Consider the following 19206-nt stretch of genomic DNA (forward strand, 5'->3'; position numbering starts at 1 on the left):
AAAATACACAGGGGGAATTTATATGTTTATTAAAGTTGAAAACTTAAAAAAGAGCTACAAAAGTGGAGATGTAACAACTCAAGTATTAAAGGGCGTAGGCCTTGAGCTTAATAAAGGTGAGATAGGAGTAATACTTGGACCATCAGGTTCTGGTAAGTCAACACTACTTAATATAATTGGCGGAATCGATAGAAGTGATTCAGGAGTAGTTAAAATTGAGGATACAGAAGTAACATCCTTATCAGATAACAAACTTACAGACTATAGAAGAGACAAAGTGGGATTTATATTTCAATTTTATAACCTTATTCCTAATCTTACAGTTGGTGAAAACATAGAAGTAGTTTCTAATATAAGCGATTCACCCCTTGAAGTTGATGAGGTATTAAAGGCTGTTGGAATGTTAGATAAAAAATATAGATTTCCAAAAGAACTAAGTGGTGGAGAACAGCAAAGAGTTTCAATAGCAAGAGCTGTGGTTAAGAATCCAAAGCTTTTATTATGTGATGAACCAACAGGAGCTCTTGATTTTACAACTTCAAGGGAAATATTAAAGCTGCTTCAAAAGGTTAATAAAGAATTTGGAACAACTGTACTTATGATTACCCATAATACCGCTATTAGTGCAATGGCAAATAGAGTATTTAAGGTGAGAAGTGGCGAGATAGTAGAAGATAAAGTAAATGAAACAATTATGCCAGCAGAAAGGATTGAGTGGTAATGATTATTAACAAGAAAATTAAGAAAACCATTCTAGAAAGTAAATCGCAGTATTTTGGATCCTTGGCACTCATTATTATAAGTTGTATTTTCTTTACTATGTTTAATTTGCTTTCAGTTAATATGGAAACTACCTTATCATCTTTTGGAAAAGAATATGTGCAAGAAGATTCAAACTTCATGGTAGATAAAAAAATAAATAATATTTCAGAAATAGAAGCTAAATTTAATATGAAGATAGAAGAGGGTAAAACCTTTGATTATGCAGTATCAAAAGATAAGGTGCTGAGGCTATTTTCAGAGAATACAAAGGTAAATACACCAGCAATTATTGAAGGAAATGCTTTAAGTGGTAATGATATTTTACTAGATCCTGCTTATGCAAAAGCAAATAAACTTAAGGTTGGAGATAGCATAAAGATATATGATAAAGAATATAAAATATCAGGATTTATGTCTTTGCCAAACTATATATATCCATTAAAATCAGAAACTGATCTTTTAACAGATGCAAATAATTTTGGAGTTGGTGTAATAAATAAAGATGAATTTAGCGCTTTAGATAGAGGTAATATTTTTTATTCAATAAAGTTTAATGGAGACACAAGTAATATAGATGATAGAATATCGGAGTTTAAGGATTACTTGAAAGGTCAAAATACTACCGTATTAAGTTGGACAAATACTTCAACTAATCCAAGAGTAACTTATGTGACTGCAAAATTACAAGGAATAAATCAAATGAGTTCCTCTATGCCTATAGTTATTTTAACTCTAACTTGCGTGTTAACTGGTATTGTAATGTGGAGATTAGTTAAAAGAGAAGCTTCCATAATTGGAACTCTCTATGCGCTAGGTTATAAGAAGAAACAAATTCAAAGTCACTATTTAAGATATCCATTAATTATTTCATTAATAGGAGGTATCGTTGGAACAATACTTGGAGCAGTTTTACTAAGACCGATGCTGAATTTTATGCTTTCATATTTTAATATGCCAGTAGGAGCCATTAACTATGATATTAAATACTTAGTTATAAGTGTATTATTACCAATAATATTCTTAGTAGTTTCAGGATATTTAGTAGTTAATAAATCTCTAAAAAGTTCACCACTAGAACTAATGAGGGGTGGAAGTGAAAAGAAAAAGGTTAGTTTCATTGAAAAGAATTTAAAATTAGATAGATTTAAGTTCTCTACAAAATTTAAAATAAGAGAACAGCTTAGAAGTATTGCAAGAAGTGGATTTTTATTACTTGGAGTTACACTTGCAACCATGTTACTGTTATTTGGATTTGCAGCAAAGAGTTCTCTAGATAAGTTGGTAAATGAAGGAATGGAGGATACCTTTAAGTATAACTATAGTTATGTGTTTAATTCATTACAGAAGGATAATCCTAAATCTGGAGAAGCTTTTTCTGAGATACCTTTTTCACTAAAATCAAATAGCAAAGTGGATGTAACAGTATATGGTGTAAGTAATAACTCACAATATGTTACTTTTAATGATAAGTCAGGAAGTAGGCTAAGTACGGATAAAGTAATTATTACAAGAGGATTAGCAGATAAACTAAATGTAAAAGAAAATGACAGTATTAAAGTAATAAGTAAATTAGATTCAAAAGAATATACTATAACAATAGACAGCATTGCAGAATCTTATGTTGGAAACTATGTATATATGCCGCTAAGTGAATTCAATACTATGCTAAAACTTCCAGAGAATAGTTACATGGGGCTATGGAGCACTGAAAAGCTTGACATTCCTCAGGATAAATTATTAACTACAGTAACAAAGGATGATATAAAAAATGCCTTTGATGCAATGACAGCACCTATTCAAGGTGTGGTTGGAACTATGGCGTTTATATCCTTTATAATTGGATTGATAGTTATTTATGTTGTAACTTCTATGATAATAGAAGAAAACAAAGAAAATATATCTCTTATGAAGATCCTAGGTTACAGAAAGAAAGAAGTATATTCTATGATTTTAAATAGTTCTGTATTTTTAGTAATCCTAGGTTACATTTTGGGAATACCATTACTTATAGTTTCACTAAATGCTATGTTTAAATCACTTACTAAAGAAATGAGTATATCACTTCCAATTTCAATAAATTATATTTATCTTGTAGTAGGTTTTGTAGTTATTTATGCTACTTATGAAATTTCAAAAGCCTTAAGTAAGAGAAAACTTAATAAAATTGCAATGGATGAGATATTAAAATCTAGATTAGAATAAAGAAAAAAAGAAGCAGAGACTATGACATAGTTAGTCTCTGCTTTTAGTTATATTGCTTTATATAAAGAGCTAATTCTGTTCTACTACTTAGCTCAAGTTTTTCAAGTATTCTTGTCACATAATTCTTTACTGTTCCTTCAGTTAAAAAGAGTATTTCACAAATGGATTTATTACTTTTTCCATCAGAAACCAACTTAGCTACTTCTAACTCTCTTGGAGTTAAGCTATCAAGTTTATTATCTTCTTTATCATATACATCATTAATAGAATGAGAAGTATTAGCTAATGCATTAACCACTTTATTAGCAACATCATGATTTAAAAGAATATTTCCATTATAGACTGTTTTTATAGCACCAATTATATCATCAGAACCGGAATCTTTTAATATATACCCATCTGCACCATTTTTTAAGCCTTTAAATATGTATTCATCCTCATTAAACGTAGTCAGTATAATTACTTTAATCTTTGGATATTTTTCTTTTATATATCTTGTAGCTTCAACTCCATCCATAATAGGCATCCTAATATCCATTAGTATAACATCTGGTGTTTTTTCAGATAAATTATTAAGTAACTCTTGTCCGTTAGAAGCTTCTCCAATAATATTTATCTCTCTATCAAGACTAAGTATCATCTTAATACCTTCTCTTACTATTTGTTGATCATCAGTAATTATCACCTTAATCATTATTATCCTCCTTAAATACAGGAATTTCAGCCTTTGTTAAGAAACCTGAGTTTTTGTTGCTACAAAAATTAATAGATCCACCTAATGCTAAAATTCTTTTTTCAATTCCATTTAAGCCATTTGATTTTATAATATTATCACTACCTAAACCATTATCCTTAATAATTAGGTTAACAAATTCATCATTCAAAGCTACTTCTATGTTAAAGAAGTTTGCTTTTCCATGCTTTATGCCGTTAGTTAGGCTTTCTCTGATAGTTTTATAAATGCATAGTTTAATATCAGGCTTCAAAGCCTCTAAAAGAGGATTCATAATAAAGTCAATTTTTATATCTTCAAGTAATTTGAAACTATCAATAAGTTCATTAATTGAATTTTTTAAATCCTCAATATTTCTTTCTTCTTTCATGGTATCAACAATAGTTCTTAAGGTAGCAGTACTATTTTTAGCAAGATTTTTTGCCTTTAAAATTATATCTTTAGATTTTTCAGGCTCAGAATCAAATATTTTTTCAGCAAACTCAAGATGCATTGTAAGTGCCATAAGAGAGTGACCAAGTGAATCATGTAACTCTTGAGCCATTCTTTCTCTTTCTTTTGCGACAGATAATTCTTCAACCTTTAAGGAATATTCTTTAAGTTTATTATTAGATTCAATTAATTCCACATTTAATTTTTTTGTTGCTTCTCTTTCTCCTCTAACACTATGAGATAAATATAGTGTACAAATAATTCCAAGATAGGTTAGGAACCCAGAACCGAAAGATTTTAAAAAATCATTTGTACTTAGGTTATTATTAGCTAAAATAGAGGAAGTTAAAAACGAAACTGCATGAAATATTAATAGTGGGACTTTGCTCTTAAATGGAGTATATAATATCTCAAGTACATAAATAAACATAAAAATATTAGTTTGAAAGCTATTTAAAAAGTATTTTAATAGTGAGACTAATAGTATTGATAACATTAGTGAAATTATATACCAAAGTGTACTGTTCTTAATAAGGTTTCTAATCAGATCATTTATTAGCAGAATAGTGCATATAGAGAGAAATGTAGTTATTGGGATATTCAGAGTATCATATCTTCGAAAAGCATTAGATAAAAGAAATATCATTAAAAAGAATTTTATAATGACTAGATATTTTTTGCTATATGTAAACATTAAATTTCTCCTTAGTTTAAGCTAGAATGTAATAATTGTATTATATCACTCAAGAGGAAAATTAATATATTACTTTAGTAACATAGCTTATGATTACTTAAGTGACTATGAAGAAAGTTGAGATGATAATATACTTAACACAGAAAATAAAACAAAGGATGTGTTAAGTATGGAAGCAAAGAAAAAATTAATTAAGAATTTAGGTATTAATATGATAGTTCCGTTTATTCTATATATGGTATTAAGCAAGGTATTTACTACTGAGACCATACCACTTACAATTGCATCAGCGTTTCCAATAATAAGAACTATAATTTTATTTCTTTGGAAGGGAAAAATAGATTGGATAGGAATATTTGTTGCTTTTGGATTCATAATAGCAGTGATTTCCTCAACAATTCTTGGTGGAGCTTCTTTACCACTTAAGTTAGTTCATCCAATGATTTTCAGTATAATAGGGATAGCATTTATAATTTCTGTTTTAATTGGAAAGCCCTTACTAGTGTTTATACTTAAATTTGTAAACAAGGGTAAGAATGAACATATAAGCAGTAAAATTGCTCATAAAAAATTTAGCCTTATGACTGGAGTTTTTGGTGGAATTTTTCTGGTTGGCTCTATAATTCACATTGTTTTAGCCATTATATTACCAACCAGTATTTATCTTGTTATTTCTCATTTTATAAGTTGGGGCACTATTGCAGCTCTAATTATAAGTGGAAAGCTTATAACTAAGATGATTACAGAGAAGATATAAATTATTATGATTTAAGTATTCCTACCTTAGGAAGTTTTGATAAGATTGGTGGGGTACTATGGCACTTTTCAAAATGTAAAGTTAAATCCATACCTGCTGATAAACCAAAATGAGTGCCTCCACCCCAGGAGGCTTCACTACTTAAATCATATACAATTCCATTAACAGCTACATATGCTGGATTTCCATTAGAACCATCATATCTTGAGAGCTCTTCTATGGTAAATTCTTTAACCTGTCTCAATCTTTTTCTATTAGATAAATTTCTTTCTAAGTTAAGGTAAAGTATATAGTCATACTTCGAAAGGTGAATAATGCAATCAGTTAACGCTTCGAGCATCATATCTTTATAATACTTATCAGTTAAACCAGCTAAAATATTTCTATATCTATATATTTTTTCAATCTCATTAAGTCTAGCTTTTTTTATTTGAGGGATATACGCTTCAGAATAGGTACAGTCAGAGCTTCTTAACCTAGAAGCACTTTGTTTTTTATAAAAAGCATATATTTCTCGTAAGAATCCATCATGTTTTAAATTGTCATTTCTTATGGATATAATTATAGATTTTTCTTCTTCAGTTGGAGCTAATGCCATTAAATAATTAAAGGCTATTTCGTCTTCCTGCTGATTCTCCAGGGATTTTTCAATTATTAAAAGAGCATCTTCCATAGAGTTATAGGGTTTTCCTATTTCATTAAGACTTAAATGATTATATGGGTCACTTAAGGGCATAAAATAATTCATTAAATCCTCCAATATTTAATTGTTTATTTATATTTAGATGAAAATAAAAGTTATGTATATGTTGGTATAACACGATAAGTTAAAATGTATTATAAATATATTATTTTGAAGAGGGAGCTATTACAAACTTAATTACATTATTCCTTAGAATTGTGAACATTAATGATTTAGTTTTGTTTACTCTAACATTTTTGGGAAAATATTGTAACATATGATATGATAATATTACGTTAATTTCAAGAAATGTAATTTTCATGAGGAGTGATGCTATGAAAAAATTAGTTAATTTATCTATTTTGTTTACAGTAATTTTCACATTGGTAACACTAGTTAGTTCTATTTATCAACTATTTAGTGGACAAGCAACTGATACCAATGCCCATATATTAATAAGGGCGTTATTCACCTTTGTCGGAGTAGGCTTTTATGGTATGTTTAGTTATATAAATATCAAAAATACTTTTGTAAAAATAACTGTGCAGTATGCAATCTCCATTCTATTTATATTTTTAATTGTATGGGGAATTGGATTCTTAGGAGAACTTTCTAAGACAGCTTACAGAGATGCTTTTTTAAATTGGAGTTTTATATTTTTAGCTGTAGTTGTGGTGCAGAGCATAGTTAATAAATTACGTAATAAAAAGAAGTTAGATATAGAAAATAATAATTAAATTAAATTAAATTTCCTGAAAAGAAAAGGCTCAGCAATTATTGCTGAGTTTTTTTGTTGCAGTTACATACATTTAAAAAGAATAAGTGGAATAGGTAAAACATAAATATAATAAGACGTTAGCTATTAAAATGGAGGAAATAAATTGGAGTGTACTGGCTTTTATTCTTTACTTAAGGATAAAGAGAATGACTCATATAGAATAGTTGCTAATGCAATAAATGATATTAAAGAAGCAAGAAAAGAAAAAATAAATGCTATATGGTTCGAGGCTACTGGGTGTTCAGGTAATATAATCTCTTTCTTAAATGCCGCAGATCCTGATGTGGAGTATCTTTTAAGTCAAATAATTAATTTAACATACAATAATAGCATAATGGCAGAGGAAGGTAGAAACGCATTTGATGAATTTCTAAAAACTTTAGATACGGAATTTATTTTGCTTGTAGATGGTGCAATTTCCTTAAAAAATAATGGGAAGTATACTATTTTAGCTAAGTACAATGGCAATGAAATCACAGCATATGAAGCAGTAAAGATGGCAGGCGCGAAGGCTAAATATGTACTAGCAGTTGGAACTTGTGCGTCTCACGGAGGCATGTCTGGAGCAAGACCTAATCCTTCAGAATGCGTAAGTCTTTCAAAGGCTTTAGGAAGAAATGTTATTAATTTGCCAGGCTGTCCATGTAATCCAGCATGGGTTGTTGGAACACTAGCTCATTTAATAACAAAGGGAGTACCAGAGCTAGATGAATTTAATAGACCAAAGCTATTTTACGGAATAACAATTCATGATACTTGTACAAGAAGGGGATATTTTGATAAGCAAATATTTGCTGAAAAACCAGGAGATGAAACTTGTATGTTTAAACTAGGCTGCAGAGGGCCGGTAACTAAAACTAATTGCCCAATAGAAAAATGGAATGGACACATAAACTGGCCTATTGGAGACAATACCCCTTGTATTGGTTGTGCACACAATACCTTCCCAGATGGAATGGAACCCTTTATTAGATATTAATTTAAAAGGAGTATAAGTATAAATGAGTACCACCATATCAATTAATCCTATAACTCGAATAAGTGGTTTTATGGAGATAGAAGTTAAGCTTGAAAATAACAAGGTAGTAGATGCTAAAAGCAGTGGCCTTTTATTTAGAGGCTTTGAAAAGATGATGATAGGCAAATCGCCTTTTGATGCAATATATTTTACAGAAAGAATATGTGGAATTTGTTCAACTGCACACGCAGTATCATCAAGTTTGGCATTAGAAGATGCATTTAAAGTATCTGTAAATGAAAATGATAGAATGCTTAGAGATATAATTCACGGTATGGAATTTATGCAAAATCATATAAGACATTTTTACCTCTATACACTTCCAGATTTTGTTGTAACACCAGATATTCAGCCAATAAGCTCAAAAACTAATTATGATTTAAGATTACCAGAGGAATTAAATAAAGAAATATCAGAACATTACTTAGAAGCCATAAGGATTAGTCGTTTAGCTCATAAAGGATGTGCAACCTTAGGGGGAAAAGCACCACATACTCACGGGATATTTTTAGGCGGTGTAACTGAAGGAATGGATGCAATAAGATATATAAGGCTAAAAGAGCTAATTAGTGAAATTAAAAATTTTATAACTAATAAGATGATTCCAGATGTTTATATAATAGGTGATTACTATAAAGACTATTACTCATTAGGTTATGGATATAAAAATTTAATGACTTATGGACTTTATGATAAATACAGCGAAAAAGAACTAACTTATGTAAAGTCGTCTGTACTTATAGATGGAAATAAGGGTGAATTTCAAGAAGGTAAAATAACTGAGAATATTTATAATTCTTGGTACAGTGGAGAAAGTATTCAAAATGATATGTTTCTAGAAAAAACAGAAGATGATATGAATAAAGAAAATGCTTATAGCTTTGTGAAATCTCCTAGGTATGAAGACAAACCGATGGAAGTAGGACCACTTGCAAGAATGATATTAAGTGGGAGTTATGAGAATAGGATATCTACCATGGATAGAACTATTGCTAGAGTATTAGAAGCAAAAAAGATGATAGAGATACTAGAAAAGCTTCTAGAAAGAGTTAATTATAATGAAGTTTCTCAAAAGAAATACATTGTACCAGACAGCTCTAAAGGCAGAGGATTAACTGATACTACTAGAGGGGCATTAGGACATTGGTTATCCATAGATAATAAACAAATAAGTCATTATAACATAATTACTCCAAGTGCATGGAACTGTTCTCCTACTGACTCAAAGGGAGTAAAAGGTGTAATTGAAAAAGCACTTATTGGAACAGAAATTCAAAATCCGAAGGAACCAGCTGAGATTGGAAGGATAGTAAGATCATTTGATCCATGTATTTCTTGTGCAACTCATGTAATAAGCGATAGGATGAGCCCTTTGGAAATAATAATATGAGTACAAAATTAATTGCAATAGGTAACAGATTAATGGGGGATGATTCTATAGCTATTAAGGTTACAGAAGCCCTATATGAAAGCTTAATTAAATTAGGATTGAATGTAATAATAGGGGAAACAGATTTTGAATTTTGTATAGCTGAGATTAATGAAGAAGATTTTATTATAGTTTTAGATGCAACTAAACTAGGACTTAAAGCTGGTGAAATCACACTCTATGATTTAAAAAATATAGAAAGTAAGAAGAATTCATTTACTCAGCATGGGTATAGTTTTGTAGATGCATTAATGAATTATTCAAAAAGGATTAATGGAAAATTCATTGGAATAGAAGGAAGCAGCTTTGATTTCTCATTAGAATTATCAAATGAATTAGAAAATAGATTTCAGGATATATGTAAGAAGGTTTTAAGGATATGCAAAGACTTTATATAGTAGTCAAAGGTCGGGTTCAAGGAGTAGGTTTTAGGCCATTTATTTATAGACTTGCTAATAAATATAACTTAAAAGGTTGGGTTAAGAATAGTTCACAAGGCGTACTTATAGATATAGAGGGGGATAAGAATCTAATTAAAGCCTTCCTTGAAGATCTTGAGAAGGAAAAGCCTCAAATTTCAAGTATCGAAGAGATAATTTTAGAAGAAAGAGGACCTAATAATTATCATTCCTTTGAAATAAAAGAAAGTGTAGAGGAAGTAAGTAAGGTTACATTTATTCCCCCTGATATAGCTCTCTGCAATAAATGTTTAAAAGATATTAAAGATCCAAGAAATAGGAGATATAAATATCCATTTACTAACTGCACAAATTGTGGCCCTAGGTTTTCAATAATAAAAAAAATACCATATGACAGAAATTCAACAACAATGAAAAAGTTCAAAATGTGTGGGAGTTGTGAAATTGAATATAAGAATCCAGTAAGCAGGAGATTTCACGCTGAGCCTAATGCTTGCAAAGTGTGTGGACCTAAATTGTTGGTTACAGATAGTGAAGGGAAAATTATAAATAATATAGATCCTATTGAATTTACAAAAGAAAAATTAAAAGAAGGAGCAATTTTTGCTATTAAAGGAATAGGAGGCTTTCATTTAGTATGCGATGCAAAAGATAAAAGAGCTATTAAAAATTTAAGAGATAGAAAGAGAAGACCGTATAAACCTTTAGCTGTCATGTTTAGGGATATTTATACAGCAAAGAAGTACTGTTATATTAATAAAATTGAGGAAGAAATTTTAACTGGTGATAAGAAACCAATAGTAATACTTAATAAAATCATTGGAGAGAAAATTTCAGAAGAAATAGCTCCAAATCAAAAAACACTTGGAGTAATGTTTCCATATACACCAGTTCATGAATTGCTATTTGATAAAGAGCTTGAAGTGTTAGTAATGACAAGCGGGAATATCAGTAGTATGCCTATAGAATATAAGAATGAAAATGCAATAAATAATCTAAAGCATATAGTAGATTATTTTTTATTAAATAATAGAGACATATATATATCAATTGATGATTCTATAGTTAAAGTTGTAGAAAATCAAACCATGGTATTAAGAAGTGGACGAGGATATGTTCCTATTCCATATAAAAGAGTAGGGAATAGAGAAATTTTAGCTTTGGGTTCAAATATGAAAAACACCTTTTGTATTTCAAAAGAAGGTTATTTATATTTAAGTCAGCATAATGGAGATATAGAAAATTTAGAGTCTTATGATAACTACGGAAAAAATTTAGAGCACTTTAAAAATATCTTCTCCTTTAATCCAAAGTTTTTGGCTTATGATTCTCATCCAACTTATATGGTTAATAGATATATAGATCTATATGACATTCCCAAAATAAAGGTTCAACATCATCATGCTCATATAGCTAGTTGTATGGGGGAAAATAAAATTGAAGGTAAAGTTATAGGTGTAGCTTTTGATGGTACAGGCTACGGATTGGATGGAAACCTTTGGGGTGGAGAATTTATGATATGCGACTTAGATAACTTTACTAGAGCTGCACATATGAAATATAGAGTTATGCCAGGTGGAGAAATGGCAATAAAGGAACCATGGAGAATGGGAGTCTCATATATATATAGCGCTTATAAAGAGCTAAAAGATGAAGGGGAAGGACTTAATATAATTAGAAGCCTATACGGAGATAAAGGAGAGTTTATTGTAGATTTAATAAAAGCTAATATTAACTGCCATAAAACATCAAGTATGGGACGCTTATTTGATGCCATAGCTAGCATTATAGAGATAAATCATATATCAACATATGAGGGACAGGCAGCATGTGAATTAGAAGCCTTAATTAAATTTACGAATAGTGAAAGTTATAGTTTTAAAATAGCTAAAAATGAAAACTATATTATTGATATGGATGAAATAATATTGGGTATATTACAAGATAAAAGCAAAGGGCTTAAAGCAAATGTAATATCACAAAAGTTTCATAATACAGTTGTAAAAATTACAGTTGATATGTGTATTTTGTTGCGTTCTGAATATAAGTTAAACAGAGTTATGCTAAGTGGTGGGGTATTTCAAAATGGATATATACTATCAAATATAATAAAGGAATTAAAAGTATGTGATTTTGAAGTTCATTCAAATAAACTTATTCCAATTAATGATGAGGGGATATCTTTTGGTGAGATTATGATAGCTAATTCAATTATTAATAAGAAGGAACAAGGAGAAATTAATGCATGAAGTTTCCATAATGGAAAGTACTTTAGAAATAGTTAAAAGCATAGCAAAAGAAAATAACTTAATAAGAGTTACGAATATAAAGCTTGAAATAGGTACGTTAACTGGAGTGATGGAAGAGGCTTTAAATTTTGCATTTAGTTGTTTAAAGCAAGATACAGTTGCAAAGGAAGCTAAGCTGGAAATTTACTATACTCAAGCAAAAGGGAAATGTAATAGATGTAATAAAGTTTTTGATATAGATCATTTAAATAAGCTTTGCCCTGAGTGTAAAAATTTTTGCACTTCAATAATAACAGGGTATGAGCTTAATATAAATTCCATTGAAGGAGAATAAACCTTATGAGCAAGATAAAAGTTTTAACTAACATATTTAAAGCAAATGAAGAGCTTGGGTCAGCAAATAGGGAAAAGTTTAGAGAAAAAGGTATATTTGCAATAAATTTAATGAGTTCTCCAGGTTCAGGTAAAACTTCAATTCTAGAAAGCTTAATTAGAAAAATGAAAGACGACTTTAATATAGCCGTTATAGAAGGAGATATATATACTGCAAAGGATGCAGAAAGAATTGATGCCTTAGGAGTACAAACCATTCAAATTAATACTCAAGGAGCTTGTCACTTAGACTCATCAATGATTAAAGAAGCACTCGATGAGCTAGATTTAGAGCCTGTAGATTTATTAATAATTGAAAATGTAGGCAATTTAGTATGTCCAGCGGAGTTTGAAGTAGGAGAAGATGTTAAAATTTCGGTGTTAAGTATTCCAGAAGGTAGTGATAAACCATCAAAGTACCCTCTGATGTTTGAAAAAAGTAGTGCTATTATACTAAATAAAATTGATTTATTACAGTTTACTAACTTCAATAAAGAGGAGTTTTATAGTGATATAAATTCATTAAATGCAAATGTAAAAGTATTTGAAACATCTTGTATAAGGAATGAGGGTATAGATGAAATATGTAAATGGGTAAGAGAGAGGATAGAGGATAAAAAACATTTTTATGATATTTATAAGGCCTAAAATAATGGTGTCCATTAATATTCGTAGGGGGAAAGCTAATGTGTCTCGGTGTTCCAGGTAAAATAATTTCTAGAAATGGTACTAGAGGAATGGCATTAATAGGGGGAGTTCAAAGAGAGGTATTCTTGCAATTAGTGCCAGAAGCCAAGTTAGGTGAATATGTACTAGTTCATGCAGGTTGCGCACTTGCAATAATAGATGAAGGAGAAGCAGAGAGTACACTATGTTTACTTAAGGAGTTATCTGAAAATGAAGTTCATAGATGAATATAGAAATCTAGAATACGCTGGAGTATTAATTAAAGAAATTGAAAAATTAAGTAATAAAGATATAACCATAATGGAAGTATGCGGAACTCATACCATGTCAATATTTAAGTATGGGATAAAAGACATTTTACCTAAAAACATAAAAATAATTTCAGGCCCTGGTTGTCCTGTATGTGTTACTCCTGAAAGCTATATCGATATAGCTATAAATCTATCAAAAAGAGAAGATGTAATTATTGCAACTTTTGGGGATATGCTAAGAGTTCCAGGAAAAGAAGGTACATTGTTAAATAGAAAATCCATAGATAATAATATTAGAATAATATATTCGTCAATGGATGCAATTAATATTGCAATAAAAAATCCTAATAAGAAAGTAGTATTTTTATCTTTAGGATTTGAAGCAACTATACCTATGGCTGCAATAACAGCTATTGAGGTTAAAAATAGAAAAATAAATAATTTTCTTTTCTTAACGTCTCATAGAAAAATGCCTCCAATAATTGAAAAGTTATCAAAAGATCCAGAACTTAAGACCAATGGTTACTTACTTCCAGGTCATGTTTGTGCCATTACTGGTATTAAAGAATTTGAAACTTTAAGCAGCAAATATAAAATTCCAGGTGTAGTTACAGGTTTTGAACCTATTGATATTTTACAAGGCATCAAAAAATTAATTGAAATTATAAATAAAAATGAGACTAGCGTAATAAATGAATATAAACGAGTAGTTAGGGAAAATGGAAATGAAAATGCAAAAAAATATATAAATAAAGTATTTAAAATTTCTGATGGTGAGTGGAGAGGGATAGGAAAAGTATTAGAAAGTGAATTTGTTCTAAAAGATGAATATGAGGCATATGATGCAATTAGGTATTTCAAAATAAACATAAAAAGAAATAATGAAATATCTATGTGCAGATGTGGAGAAATATTAACAGGAAAAATCACTCCAAAGATGTGTCCATTATTCAGAAAGGTTTGTACACCAGAAAATCCAGTAGGTGCCTGTATGGTTTCTACAGAGGGGACATGCTCTGCATATTATAAGTACAGTTAGGAGAGATGTAAAAGTGGAGAAAATTACACTAATTCATGGTGAAGGTGGCAAACAATCAAATAACTTAATTAAGGAATTATTTATAAAGCATTTTAATAATAAGACATTAAAAGAAATGGGAGACGCAGCATGTTTAACCCTAAGTTCAAAAAAAATAGCTTTCACTACTGATTCTTATGTTGTAAATCCTATATTTTTTAGCGGTGGTAACATAGGAAAACTTGCTTTATGTGGAACAATAAATGATCTTGCAGTAAGTGGAGCAAAACCAGTATACATTACAGCTGGATTTATAATAGAAGATGGATTTCCATATAAAGATTTAGAAGAAATAGTAAGTTCTATGGGGACAGAGGCTAAAAAAGCTGGAGTTCAAATCGTTGCTGGAGATACAAAAGTTGTAGAAAATGGTTTAGCTGATGGGATCTATATAAATACTTCGGGTATTGGAATTATAGAAGAAGACATAAATATAAACGCAAAAAATGTAACATCAGGGGATGTAATCATATTAAGTGGAACATTAGGAGATCACGGCACAACAATATGCTGTGAAAGAAATAATTTTGCAATAAAGGGAAATATAAAAAGTGATTGTGCAGCATTAAATTCTCTAGTAGAAGAGATGATTAATGTGTGTCCTAAAATTCATATGATGAGAGATGCAACAAGAGGTGGACTTGCAGCAGTATTAAATGAAATAGCAGAAATGAGTAATACTGAAATTACTATATATGAAAATAATATTCCAATAAGCGAAGGTGTAAAAGGAGTTTGTTACTTATTAGGATTGGATCCATTATACTTAGCAAATGAGGGAAAGTTGTGTGCAATTTTGCCCAAGGAACATAGTGAAACTGTACTAGAAGTTATGAAAAAACATCCTTTAGGGAAAGAGGCTGCAATTATTGGTGAGATAGCTGAAGGAAAGAAAGGAAAAGTATATCTAAAGACTATAATTGGAGGCACAAGGATTATAGATATGCCATCAGGAATACAGTTACCTAGAATATGTTAAAGACTCAAATTGAATAAAAAATTAACGTAAGGTAATACTAAATCTTGAATTGATACTTAGTTGTATTTAGTAAGTTACGTTTAATTTATTTTATGTCTGTAGCTTTAAAGGGTTTTTTATAGGAAACTTAACTTATTCTTACATAAATAAGTTATTAGTTAAACTTAAAACCCTTTATATAAATAGTAACTAAAATATTTGATGCAGCTAAGCATTCCTATGAACTAAAGGAGGAAGCTTTAATGAGTGATGAAAAGATTTTAAAAAAAGGCGAACATGAGAAAGCTATGGTTAGAGCTAAAGATATGCTTGATAAAGGTGTAGGAATTACAGAAATCATTGAAGAAACTCACTTAAGTGAAGAAAATGTTATGAAGGCAATGAAAAAGCTTGAAGCAAAATCTTAAAATATTTGTAATCTATGAGTATTAATAAGTTTAAGAGTAAAGTCTTAAACTTATTTTTTTATTTTGAAATTAATATAAACTTCTTATTTTTTGGAAAAAAGTGGTATAATCGGTATTAAAGGGGAGTGGTATAATATGGAAAAGGTTGCGCTTTTAAAGTGTACTGAATATGATGTAGATATTATTGAGAAAAAACTTAGAGAGGGTTTTGAACTTTTAGGTGGAGAAACATTCCTAAAAACACTTATACCTAAAGATAGTAAAGTGCTTCTAAAACCTAATTTATTAAGTGTTATTGAAAAGGGGTCACCAGTTATAACCCATTATGCTTTTTTTGAAGCAGTTATTAGAATAGTTAAGGAATATAGCAATAATATAGTTTTTGGAGATTCACCAGGTTCTGAAGATACTAGAAAAGCTGCAGAAAATTCCGGGCTAATGGAAGTGGCTAATAAATATGGAGTAGAGTTTGTGGATTTTAATGAGGAAGTTCATGTCGAACTTGAAAATCCAATTATGTACAAGTATTGGAATATAGCTAAAGCACCATATGAGGCTGATGTAGTTATTACTCTTCCAAAACTAAAAACTCACGCAATGATGTATTATACTGGAGCAGTTAAGAATCAATTTGGTTGTATTCCAGGTAGAAAAAAAGCAGAGTGGCATACAAAGTTGCCTGAACCAATAAAATTCAGTAAGATGCTATTGGATTTAAATTCAGTTGTTAAAACAAGTTTTGCAATACTTGACGGAATAATAGCTATGGAAGGAAATGGACCTAGAAACGGTACGCCTAAAAAAATGGATACTATAATAATGGGGAAATGTCTTTCAGCAGTAGATTCTACAGCCGTAAGACTAATTGGTTATGATATGGTATTGGAAGTACCTTTTTTAAATGTAGCTCATGAAACTAAATGGGGAGCAGTACTTCCAGAAGAAATTGAGGTATTAGGTGAGAAAATTGAAAAAATGAGATGCAAGAATTTTAAACTATCTCGTAATGCAAAGGTGGTTAATTTTTTGACACCAACATTAAACAATTTAGTTTCCTCACTAACTGCACCTAATCCAGTATTAGTTGAAGATAAATGCGTAGGATGCAAAAAATGCGATGAAGTATGTCCAGAAAGACCAAAAGTAATAACCTTTGTTGAAAAAGATAAGAAATTAAGACCTAAGTGGAATTACAGCAGCTGTATTAGATGCTTTTGTTGTCAGGAACTTTGTCCAAAAGGAGCAATTGAAACAAAGCATAAAGCTATAAGTAAAAGATTTGGTGTGAAATAGTTGCTGATTTTATTAGGTTAAAAACAAAAAATACCTATGAAAGTATACTGGCCCATGCATTCCTCAGTATATTTGGAAGATAGTTAATATTAAAAAGTTCTTTGGTAAAACCAAAGAGCTTTTTTAGTATACCCTAAATTAGGATAAGTTTCACGATATAGTGAAAAGAAAACGATAATAATAGTTAGAGGGTGAAAATGAGGGGTGATTTGATAATTAGACAGTATTTGAACCAAAGGAAAGTTATTTAATAATTGCAAGTTGTTAGGGGAAAACATATAATTAAATTGTCACTAGATAGTGAACAAGTAATAAGGGGTGAATTAAGTTATGAGTAATATCTGCATTATAACAATGGAGAATAGAAGACTTTATCCTGCTCAGGTTTATGAAACTAAAGATAACCAATTAGAGGTGCCGCTTTTAAGTATTGATGCTATTTATAATTTATTATACAAAAGAGAAAGTATATTGGTTTTAGCTAATCAGTATGATCAAATGGGAATGAAATTAGAGAACTTTAACGGACATTTAGAAAAGTCAGATATAAAAGCAATATTTATGATAAATGATGAAGAAAATATAAGAAAGATTAATGAAGTAATGACCTTATCAGAAGCAGCAAAAAAGTGGGGGCTATCTGATGGCTCTACAATTAGAAAAGCTATAGAAAGAGGCAAATTTGAACAAGATGAAATAAAGCAGGCTGGTGATGTATGGATTACTACCTATTCTGCTATGGAAAAAGTATTTGGAAATGTAAAAAGTGAAGAAAATGAGTTCATCATCTATGATGATTTAGAAAGTTGTATCTATAAACTTTATAATAAGGATGGTGCATTGGACTATCTTAAAGATGAAGAACTTGAAAGAAGAACAAAGGAAAATGATCATTTATATCAATATATAAAGGGAGTATTCGTTAGGGCTTTAGATGCCATAAAAAAAGGCCGTAAGGTGATAATTAAAAATAGCAGAAATAACAAGATAAAGCAGATAATGTGTACTGAAAAAGAGTTTTTTAGCTATATAGAACTCCTTCCACATTTAAGAATGATGTCAATGAAAAGAAATGAACAATTGATAGATGAACTTAAAAATAGTAAATGATAATAAAAGTACCGTAAATTTTTTTACGGTACTTTTTATATAATTATTTAATACTAGGTAAATGACAATTTGAATGGATTTCTCAAGTCATTAATAAATAAAGAATCTAAAAAATGGATCAAATTTATACATTGGATATTGATAGTTATATGACATACTATTTTGGGTATTATATGGCATAGTATTTTGGGTATTACATGGCATATTATTTTGAGTATTATATGGCATAGCATTTTGGGTATTATATGGCATAGCATTTTGGGTAGTATATGGCATATCACTCTGGGTATTGTATGGCATATCATTTTGAGTATTATACGGCATATCATTTTGGGTAATATATGGATTGTAATTATACATTGGGTTAAGGTTTTGGTGTTCATGAGACTGTTCATATGGGTGAGATTCATATTCAAAAGCATAAATTTCATAATTAATTTCTTGATGAGTATGGTCCTCTTTATGATGCTCTTTTTCGTGATCCTCTTTTTGATGCTTCTCGCAATGCTCTTCTTTGGATTTTTTATGTCTTAAATCCTCTGATTCAGTATTAGACTCTTCTATTGCAGCATCAGGGTCTTTAAAAAACTCCTCATCATAGTGAGTCCTAGCCATAAAATATGGATTGGGTATAAATGGCATTTGAGTAAAATCAGGATACTGATTTATGCTTCTTGGGAAATAGATATTTTCAGAATTAGGGTCATACACATTTTCATTATTTTCAATTAAATTATCAGCTTGCATTTTATACTCCATTAAAATATTTACTACACTAAATGATATATGAGAAATTAAATAAAAGGTGAATAATAAAGATTTTATGTATAATTAAATAAATTCATTTAAAGTGATATAAAAACTTATTTGTATT

At 29.8% G+C, this 19206-nt stretch carries 20 protein-coding genes; 16 read left to right on the plus strand and 4 right to left on the minus strand.

Translation table 11 applies throughout. The annotated features are described in order from the left end of the window. The first annotated feature begins 22 nt into the window (after positions 1-22). Both PTZ02_RS04610 and PTZ02_RS04615 read left to right on the plus strand, forming a co-directional pair. Positions 23-721 (plus strand): ABC transporter ATP-binding protein, encoded by a 699-nt coding sequence (locus PTZ02_RS04610; protein WP_274226644.1) that lies wholly within the window; start codon positions 23-25, stop codon positions 719-721. Next, positions 721-2964: an ABC transporter permease gene (locus PTZ02_RS04615; RefSeq protein WP_274226645.1), complete on the plus strand. Its 2244-nt coding sequence runs from the start codon at positions 721-723 to the stop codon at positions 2962-2964. The genes PTZ02_RS04610 and PTZ02_RS04615 overlap by 1 nt, the downstream gene beginning before the upstream one ends. A gap of 43 nt (positions 2965-3007) precedes the next feature. Here the strand turns inward: PTZ02_RS04615 and PTZ02_RS04620 are convergent, their stop codons facing one another. Together PTZ02_RS04620 and PTZ02_RS04625 are read right to left on the minus strand one after the other, a co-directional pair. Then, positions 3008-3658 (minus strand): response regulator transcription factor, encoded by a 651-nt coding sequence (locus PTZ02_RS04620; protein ID WP_274226646.1) that lies wholly within the window; start codon positions 3656-3658, stop codon positions 3008-3010. After that, entirely contained in the window at positions 3651-4823 is a 1173-nt protein-coding gene (locus PTZ02_RS04625) for a sensor histidine kinase (protein WP_274226647.1), read from the minus strand. The genes PTZ02_RS04620 and PTZ02_RS04625 overlap by 8 nt, the downstream gene beginning before the upstream one ends. A 169-nt stretch (positions 4824-4992) precedes the next feature. Between PTZ02_RS04625 and PTZ02_RS04630 the strand changes: the two genes are divergently transcribed. Then, the gene (locus tag PTZ02_RS04630) at positions 4993-5580 is read left to right on the plus strand and encodes a VC0807 family protein (protein WP_274226648.1); all 588 of its coding nucleotides are present in this window, start codon (positions 4993-4995) and stop codon (positions 5578-5580) included. Between the two features lie 4 nt (positions 5581-5584). Here PTZ02_RS04630 and PTZ02_RS04635 read toward each other — a convergent pair whose 3' ends face one another. Continuing rightward, complete coding sequence (locus PTZ02_RS04635) at positions 5585-6328, minus strand: cytochrome b5 domain-containing protein (RefSeq protein ID WP_274226649.1); 744 nt, start codon at positions 6326-6328, stop codon at positions 5585-5587. A 269-nt stretch (positions 6329-6597) separates the two neighbouring features. On the opposite strand from PTZ02_RS04635, the gene PTZ02_RS04640 reads away from it, so the two are divergent. The 13 genes from PTZ02_RS04640 to PTZ02_RS04700 all read left to right on the plus strand — a co-directional run bounded on the left by PTZ02_RS04640 (position 6598) and on the right by PTZ02_RS04700 (position 18332). Beyond that, positions 6598-6999 carry a DUF6608 family protein gene (locus PTZ02_RS04640; RefSeq protein WP_274226650.1) on the plus strand — a complete coding sequence of 134 codons (402 nt, stop codon included), beginning with the start codon at positions 6598-6600 and terminating at the stop codon, positions 6997-6999. A 201-nt stretch (positions 7000-7200) separates the two neighbouring features. Further along, on the plus strand, positions 7201-8019 hold the full coding sequence (locus tag PTZ02_RS04645) for a hydrogenase small subunit (RefSeq protein ID WP_274228062.1): 819 nt from the start codon (positions 7201-7203) through the stop codon (positions 8017-8019). 22 nt (positions 8020-8041) lie between these two features. Further along, positions 8042-9448: a nickel-dependent hydrogenase large subunit gene (locus PTZ02_RS04650; protein ID WP_274226651.1), complete on the plus strand. Its 1407-nt coding sequence runs from the start codon at positions 8042-8044 to the stop codon at positions 9446-9448. Beyond that, positions 9445-9885: a hydrogenase maturation protease gene (locus PTZ02_RS04655; RefSeq protein ID WP_274226652.1), complete on the plus strand. Its 441-nt coding sequence runs from the start codon at positions 9445-9447 to the stop codon at positions 9883-9885. Before PTZ02_RS04650 ends, PTZ02_RS04655 begins: the two co-directional genes overlap by 4 nt. Next, entirely contained in the window at positions 9867-12155 is a 2289-nt protein-coding gene (gene hypF / locus PTZ02_RS04660) for a carbamoyltransferase HypF (RefSeq protein WP_274226653.1), read from the plus strand. The genes PTZ02_RS04655 and hypF overlap by 19 nt, the downstream gene beginning before the upstream one ends. Continuing rightward, positions 12148-12489: a hydrogenase maturation nickel metallochaperone HypA gene (hypA, locus tag PTZ02_RS04665; protein WP_274226654.1), complete on the plus strand. Its 342-nt coding sequence runs from the start codon at positions 12148-12150 to the stop codon at positions 12487-12489. Before hypF ends, hypA begins: the two co-directional genes overlap by 8 nt. A 5-nt stretch (positions 12490-12494) precedes the next feature. Further along, positions 12495-13175, plus strand: a complete 681-nt coding sequence (hypB, locus tag PTZ02_RS04670; protein WP_274226655.1) for a hydrogenase nickel incorporation protein HypB — start codon at positions 12495-12497, stop codon at positions 13173-13175. Between the two features lie 38 nt (positions 13176-13213). Next, positions 13214-13441 carry a HypC/HybG/HupF family hydrogenase formation chaperone gene (locus PTZ02_RS04675; RefSeq protein ID WP_274226656.1) on the plus strand — a complete coding sequence of 76 codons (228 nt, stop codon included), beginning with the start codon at positions 13214-13216 and terminating at the stop codon, positions 13439-13441. Continuing rightward, entirely contained in the window at positions 13425-14504 is a 1080-nt protein-coding gene (gene hypD, locus PTZ02_RS04680) for a hydrogenase formation protein HypD (protein WP_274226657.1), read from the plus strand. Before PTZ02_RS04675 ends, hypD begins: the two co-directional genes overlap by 17 nt. 13 nt (positions 14505-14517) lie before the next feature. Next, positions 14518-15522: a hydrogenase expression/formation protein HypE gene (hypE, locus tag PTZ02_RS04685; protein ID WP_274226658.1), complete on the plus strand. Its 1005-nt coding sequence runs from the start codon at positions 14518-14520 to the stop codon at positions 15520-15522. Positions 15523-15764: 242 nt separating this feature from the next. Beyond that, positions 15765-15929: a hypothetical protein gene (locus tag PTZ02_RS04690; RefSeq protein ID WP_274226659.1), complete on the plus strand. Its 165-nt coding sequence runs from the start codon at positions 15765-15767 to the stop codon at positions 15927-15929. Between the two features lie 135 nt (positions 15930-16064). After that, positions 16065-17222 carry a DUF362 domain-containing protein gene (locus PTZ02_RS04695; protein WP_274226660.1) on the plus strand — a complete coding sequence of 386 codons (1158 nt, stop codon included), beginning with the start codon at positions 16065-16067 and terminating at the stop codon, positions 17220-17222. A gap of 330 nt (positions 17223-17552) precedes the next feature. Continuing rightward, positions 17553-18332, plus strand: coding sequence for a helix-turn-helix domain-containing protein (locus PTZ02_RS04700; protein WP_274226661.1), 780 nt, complete (start codon positions 17553-17555; stop codon positions 18330-18332). A gap of 90 nt (positions 18333-18422) precedes the next feature. On the opposite strand, the gene PTZ02_RS04705 is transcribed toward PTZ02_RS04700, so the two are convergent. After that, entirely contained in the window at positions 18423-19079 is a 657-nt protein-coding gene (locus PTZ02_RS04705; RefSeq protein WP_274226662.1) for a hypothetical protein, read from the minus strand. Between the last annotated feature and the right edge of the window lie 127 nt (positions 19080-19206).

Origin of the sequence: Clostridium sp. 'White wine YQ' (genome assembly GCF_028728205.1) — a bacterium.
Classification (GTDB): Bacteria; Bacillota; Clostridia; order Clostridiales; family Clostridiaceae; genus Clostridium_T.

Coding starts and splice junctions, on each gene's coding strand:
- PTZ02_RS04610 (WP_274226644.1), top strand. CDS start 23: ATGTTTATTAAAGTTGAAAACTTAAAAAAGAGCTACAAAAGTGGAGAT.
- PTZ02_RS04675 (WP_274226656.1), top strand. CDS start 13,214: ATGTGTCTCGGTGTTCCAGGTAAAATAATTTCTAGAAATGGTACTAGA.
- hypB (WP_274226655.1), top strand. CDS start 12,495: ATGAGCAAGATAAAAGTTTTAACTAACATATTTAAAGCAAATGAAGAG.
- hypF (WP_274226653.1), top strand. CDS start 9,867: ATGCAAAGACTTTATATAGTAGTCAAAGGTCGGGTTCAAGGAGTAGGT.
- PTZ02_RS04700 (WP_274226661.1), top strand. CDS start 17,553: ATGAGTAATATCTGCATTATAACAATGGAGAATAGAAGACTTTATCCT.
- PTZ02_RS04630 (WP_274226648.1), top strand. CDS start 4,993: ATGGAAGCAAAGAAAAAATTAATTAAGAATTTAGGTATTAATATGATA.
- PTZ02_RS04695 (WP_274226660.1), top strand. CDS start 16,065: ATGGAAAAGGTTGCGCTTTTAAAGTGTACTGAATATGATGTAGATATT.
- PTZ02_RS04620 (WP_274226646.1), bottom strand. CDS start 3,658: ATGATTAAGGTGATAATTACTGATGATCAACAAATAGTAAGAGAAGGT.
- PTZ02_RS04640 (WP_274226650.1), top strand. CDS start 6,598: ATGAAAAAATTAGTTAATTTATCTATTTTGTTTACAGTAATTTTCACA.
- PTZ02_RS04635 (WP_274226649.1), bottom strand. CDS start 6,328: ATGAATTATTTTATGCCCTTAAGTGACCCATATAATCATTTAAGTCTT.
- PTZ02_RS04705 (WP_274226662.1), bottom strand. CDS start 19,079: ATGCAAGCTGATAATTTAATTGAAAATAATGAAAATGTGTATGACCCT.
- PTZ02_RS04650 (WP_274226651.1), top strand. CDS start 8,042: ATGAGTACCACCATATCAATTAATCCTATAACTCGAATAAGTGGTTTT.
- PTZ02_RS04655 (WP_274226652.1), top strand. CDS start 9,445: ATGAGTACAAAATTAATTGCAATAGGTAACAGATTAATGGGGGATGAT.
- hypA (WP_274226654.1), top strand. CDS start 12,148: ATGCATGAAGTTTCCATAATGGAAAGTACTTTAGAAATAGTTAAAAGC.
- PTZ02_RS04690 (WP_274226659.1), top strand. CDS start 15,765: ATGAGTGATGAAAAGATTTTAAAAAAAGGCGAACATGAGAAAGCTATG.
- PTZ02_RS04625 (WP_274226647.1), bottom strand. CDS start 4,823: ATGTTTACATATAGCAAAAAATATCTAGTCATTATAAAATTCTTTTTA.
- PTZ02_RS04615 (WP_274226645.1), top strand. CDS start 721: ATGATTATTAACAAGAAAATTAAGAAAACCATTCTAGAAAGTAAATCG.
- hypD (WP_274226657.1), top strand. CDS start 13,425: ATGAAGTTCATAGATGAATATAGAAATCTAGAATACGCTGGAGTATTA.